General features: G+C 50.5%; 2 tRNA genes and 3 rRNA genes. All 5 read left to right on the forward strand.

Annotated features, from left to right (window positions below):
- The first annotated feature begins 6 nt into the window (after positions 1 to 6).
- The 5 genes from K0T93_RS00420 (at position 7) to rrf (ending at position 5,126) form a co-directional block, all read left to right on the forward strand.
- Positions 7 to 1,537 (forward strand): 16S ribosomal RNA (locus K0T93_RS00420).
- A gap of 66 nt (positions 1,538 to 1,603) precedes the next feature.
- Positions 1,604 to 1,680, forward strand: a tRNA-Ile gene (locus tag K0T93_RS00425).
- A 38-nt stretch (positions 1,681 to 1,718) separates the two neighbouring features.
- A tRNA-Ala gene (locus tag K0T93_RS00430) sits at positions 1,719 to 1,794 on the forward strand.
- A gap of 246 nt (positions 1,795 to 2,040) precedes the next feature.
- Positions 2,041 to 4,922, forward strand: a 23S ribosomal RNA gene (locus K0T93_RS00435).
- Between the two features lie 90 nt (positions 4,923 to 5,012).
- Positions 5,013 to 5,126: ribosomal RNA gene (gene rrf / locus K0T93_RS00440) — 5S ribosomal RNA — on the forward strand.
- The 16S, 23S and 5S rRNA genes sit together here with 2 tRNA genes alongside, the layout of an rRNA operon.
- Positions 5,127 to 5,189: the final 63 nt, after the last annotated feature.

Consider the following 5,189-nt stretch of genomic DNA (forward strand, 5'->3'; position numbering starts at 1 on the left):
AGGTTTAAACTAAAGAGTTTGATCCTGGCTCAGATTAAACGCTGGCGGCATGCCTTACACATGCAAGTCGAACGGCAACGCGGGCTTCGGCCTGGCGGCGAGTGGCGAACGGGTGAGTAATACATCGGAACGTGTCTTAGAGTGGGGGATAGCCCGGCGAAAGCCGAATTAATACCGCATACACTCTCAAGAGAAAAGCGGGGGACCTTCGGGCCTCGCGCTCAAAGAGCGGCCGATGGCAGATTAGCTAGTTGGTAGGGTAAAGGCTTACCAAGGCGACGATCTGTAGCTGGTCTGAGAGGACGGTCAGCCACACTGGGACTGAGACACGGCCCAGACTCCTACGGGAGGCAGCAGTGGGGAATTTTGGACAATGGGGGAAACCCTGATCCAGCAATGCCGCGTGTGTGAAGAAGGCCCTCGGGTTGTAAAGCACTTTTGTCCGGAAAGAAAGCAATTTAGTTAATACCTAAATTGGATGACGGTACCGGAAGAATAAGCACCGGCTAACTACGTGCCAGCAGCCGCGGTAATACGTAGGGTGCGAGCGTTAATCGGAATTACTGGGCGTAAAGCGTGCGCAGGTGGTTTGCTAAGACCAATGTGAAATCCCCGGGCTTAACCCGGGAACTGCATAGGTGACTGGCAGTCTAGAGTATGGCAGAGGGAGGTAGAATTCCACGTGTAGCAGTGAAATGCGTAGAGATGTGGAGGAATACCAATGGCGAAGGCAGCCTCCTGGGTCAATACTGACGCTCATGCACGAAAGCGTGGGGAGCAAACAGGATTAGATACCCTGGTAGTCCACGCCCTAAACAATGTCAACTAGTTGTTGGGGATTTATTTCCTTAGTAACGTAGCTAACGCGTGAAGTTGACCGCCTGGGGAGTACGGTCGCAAGATTAAAACTCAAAGGAATTGACGGGGACCCGCACAAGCGGTGGATGATGTGGATTAATTCGATGCAACGCGAAAAACCTTACCTACCCTTGACATGGTCGAAACTCTACTGAGAAGTAGAGGTGCTTGAAAGAGAATCGGCGCACAGGTGCTGCATGGCTGTCGTCAGCTCGTGTCGTGAGATGTTGGGTTAAGTCCCGCAACGAGCGCAACCCTTGTCCCTAGTTGCTACGCAAGAGCACTCTAAGGAAACTGCCGGTGACAAGCCGGAGGAAGGTGGGGATGACGTCAAGTCCTCATGGCCCTTATGGGTAGGGCTTCACACGTCATACAATGGTCGGAACAGAGGGTTGCCAACCCGCGAGGGGGAGCTAATCCCAGAAAACCGATCGTAGTCCGGATTGTAGTCTGCAACTCGACTGCATGAAGCTGGAATCGCTAGTAATCGCGGATCAGCATGTCGCGGTGAATACGTTCCCGGGTCTTGTACACACCGCCCGTCACACCATGGGAGTGGGTTTTACCAGAAGTGGCTAGTCTAACCGCAAGGAAGACGGTTACCACGGTAGGATTCATGACTGGGGTGAAGTCGTAACAAGGTAGCCGTATCGGAAGGTGCGGCTGGATCACCTCCTTTCTAGAGAAAATGTCTATCTGCAAGTACCCACACTTATCGGCTGTAAAGTCACGGGGGACAGACAAAGGGTCTGTAGCTCAGTCGGTTAGAGCACCGTCTTGATAAGGCGGGGGTCGTTGGTTCAAATCCAACCGGACCCACCATGCGTGTCTAGCAAATAAATATCAAACCCAAGAAGCTTGGGGGCATAGCTCAGCTGGGAGAGCACCTGCTTTGCACGCAGGGGGTCGTCGGTTCGATTCCGTCTGCCTCCACCACTGTTTAATTGCAAGTATTCAAGTTTGAGTATTAGTAATTAAATCTGTGTATCAAGAATTTTTTGTTAGCTGTAACGTTCTTTAAAAATCTGGAAAAAGCAGTATATCTATTAGAGCATCTTGAGATGGATGCAAAAATAGATGGGTAGAGAATTTATTTTCTTGAGTAACTCAAAATACTCAAAAAGTATGGCACAGCACAAAGCTCACCCATAACTTGCTCGTTGCAAAACGGACTTGTTATAGGATCAAGCAAGTAAGTGCATGTGGTGGATGCCTTGGCGATCACAAGCGAAGAAAGACGTAGTAGCCTGCGAAAAGCTGCGGGGAGCTGGTAAACAAGCTATAATCCGCAGATGTCTGAATGGGGTAACCCGACCTACATAGGTCATCCGTGATTGAATCTATAGATCATGTGAAGCGAACGCGGCGAACTGAAACATCTAAGTAGCCGTAGGAAAAAAAATCAACCGAGATTCCCAGAGTAGTGGCGAGCGAAATGGGATCAGCCTGTACCATGTAACTCTCTAGTTAACTGAACGCTTTGGAAAAAGCGGCCGCAGTAAGTGATAGCCTTGTAAGTAAAAACTAAAGTGTGGAACTAAGGGTACGATAAGTAAGACGGGACACGTGAAATCTTGTCTGAAGATGGGGGGACCATCCTCCAAGGCTAAATACTCGTGATCGACCGATAGTGAACTAGTACCGTGAGGGAAAGGTGAAAAGAACCCCGAGAGGGGAGTGAAATAGATCCTGAAACCACATGCATACAAACAGTCGGAGCCTTGTAAAGGGTGACGGCGTACCTTTTGTATAATGGGTCAGCGACTTACGTTCAATAGCAAGCTTAACCGATAGGGGAGGCGTAGCGAAAGCGAGTCCGAATAGGGCAATAAGTTGTTGGGCGTAGACCCGAAACCAAGTGATCTATCCATGGCCAGGTTGAAGGTGCGGTAACACGCACTGAAGGACCGAACCCACTAACGTTGAAAAGTTAGGGGATGAGCTGTGGATAGGGGTGAAAGGCCAAACAAACTTGGAAATAGCTGGTTCTCTCCGAAAACTATTTAGGTAGTGCCTCGTGTATCACCTTTGGGGGTAGAGCACTGTCATGGTTGAGGGGTCCATTGCGGATTACTTCGTCATAGCAAACTCCGAATACCGAAGAGTGTAATCACGGGAGACAGACGCCGGGTGCTAACGTCCGACGTCAAAAGGGAAACAACCCAGATCGCCAGCTAAGGTCCCTAAAATTAGCTAAGTGGGAAACGAAGTGGGAAGGCAAAAACAGTCAGGAGGTTGGCTTAGAAGCAGCCATCCTTTAAAGAAAGCGTAATAGCTCACTGATCGAGTCGTCCTGCGCGGAAGATGTAACGGGGCTAAGCTAATTACCGAAGCTGCGAATACGTGCGTAAGTGCGTATGGTAGGAGAGCGTTCCGTAAGCCTGCGAAGGTACACTGAAAAGTGTGCTGGAGGTATCGGAAGTGCGAATGCTGACATGAGTAGCGATAAAGGAGGTGAAAAGCCTCCTCGCCGTAAGCCCAAGGTTTCCTACGCAACGTTCATCGGCGTAGGGTGAGTCGGTCCCTAAGGCGAGGCAGAAATGCGTAGCTGATGGAAAGCAGGTTAATATTCCTGCACCATTGTTAGATGCGATGGGGGGACGGATCGCGGAAGGTTGTCCGGGTGTCGGAAGTCCCGGTCCCTACATTAAAGAAGGTGCTCTGGCAAATCCGGGTACATAATTCAAGGGTGTGGGGCGAGCAGTTTTAAGCTGCAAAGCAATTAGAAGTGGTCCCAAGAAAAGCCTCTAAGCTTCAGTCTAACAAGACCGTACCGCAAACCGACACAGGTGGGCGGGATGAGTATTCTAAGGCGCTTGAGAGAACTCGGGAGAAGGAACTCGGCAAATTGGTACCGTAACTTCGGGATAAGGTACGCCCTATTAGCCTAACTGGCTAGCGCCAGCAGGGTCAAAGGGTTGCAATAAACTGGTGGCTGCGACTGTTTAATAAAAACACAGCACTCTGCAAACACGAAAGTGGACGTATAGGGTGTGACGCCTGCCCGGTGCCGGAAGATTAAATGATGGGGTGCGAGCTCTTGATTGAAGTCCCGGTAAACGGCGGCCGTAACTATAACGGTCCTAAGGTAGCGAAATTCCTTGTCGGGTAAGTTCCGACCTGCACGAATGGCGTAACGATGGCCACACTGTCTCCTCCCGAGACTCAGCGAAGTTGAAGTGTTTGTGATGATGCAATCTACCCGCGGCTAGACGGAAAGACCCCATGAACCTTTACTGTAGCTTTGCATTGGACTTTGAACAAATCTGTGTAGGATAGGTGGGAGGCTTTGAAGTGTGAACGCTAGTTCGCATGGAGCTGTCCTTGAAATACCACCCTGGTTTGTTTGAGGTTCTAACCTAGGACCCTGAAGCGGGTTCGGGAACCGTGCATGGTAGGCAGTTTGACTGGGGCGGTCTCCTCCCAAAGTGTAACGGAGGAGTACGAAGGTACGCTAAGTACGGTCGGAAATCGTGCTGATAGTGCAATGGCATAAGCGTGCTTAACTGCGAGACCGACAAGTCAAGCAGGTGCGAAAGCAGGTCATAGTGATCCGGTGGTTCTGTATGGAAGGGCCATCGCTCAACGGATAAAAGGTACTCTGGGGATAACAGGCTAATACCGCCCAAGAGTTCATATCGACGGCGGTGTTTGGCACCTCGATGTCGGCTCATCTCATCCTGGGGCTGTAGCCGGTCCCAAGGGTATGGCTGTTCGCCATTTAAAGAGGTACGTGAGCTGGGTTTAAAACGTCGTGAGACAGTTTGGTCCCTATCTGCCGTGGGCGTTGGAAGTTTGAGAGGGGCTGCTCCTAGTACGAGAGGACCGGAGTGGACGAACCTCTGGTGTACCGGTTGTCACGCCCGTGGCATCGCCGGGTAGCTATGTTCGGGAGAGATAACCGCTGAAAGCATCTAAGCGGGAAACTTGCCTCAAGATGAGACTTCCCCGGGGACTTGATCCCCTTGAAGGGTCGTTCAAGACTAGGACGTTGATAGGTCGGATGTGTAAGCGCAGTAATGCGTTAAGCTAACCGATACTAATTGCCCGTAAGGCTTGATCCTATAACTGGTCCGTTTTGATGTTGTGCTATTATCTACTAACTGCTTTTACCCCAGACTAGTTACGCGCTATAGCGTAACAACAGTTTTTTGCCTGATGACTATAGTAAGTTGGCCCCACCCCTACCCATCCCGAACAGGACCGTGAAACGACTCCACGCCGATGATAGTGCGGATTGCCCGTGTGAAAGTAGGTAATTGTCAGGCTCTTCTTTTTAAAACACGACGCCCGCTTTAAATAATGAAGCGGGCGTCGTGTTTTAAATCTCC

This window comes from Candidatus Vallotiella sp. (ex Adelges kitamiensis) (assembly GCF_020342435.1).
Classification (GTDB): domain Bacteria; phylum Pseudomonadota; class Gammaproteobacteria; order Burkholderiales; family Burkholderiaceae; genus Mycetohabitans.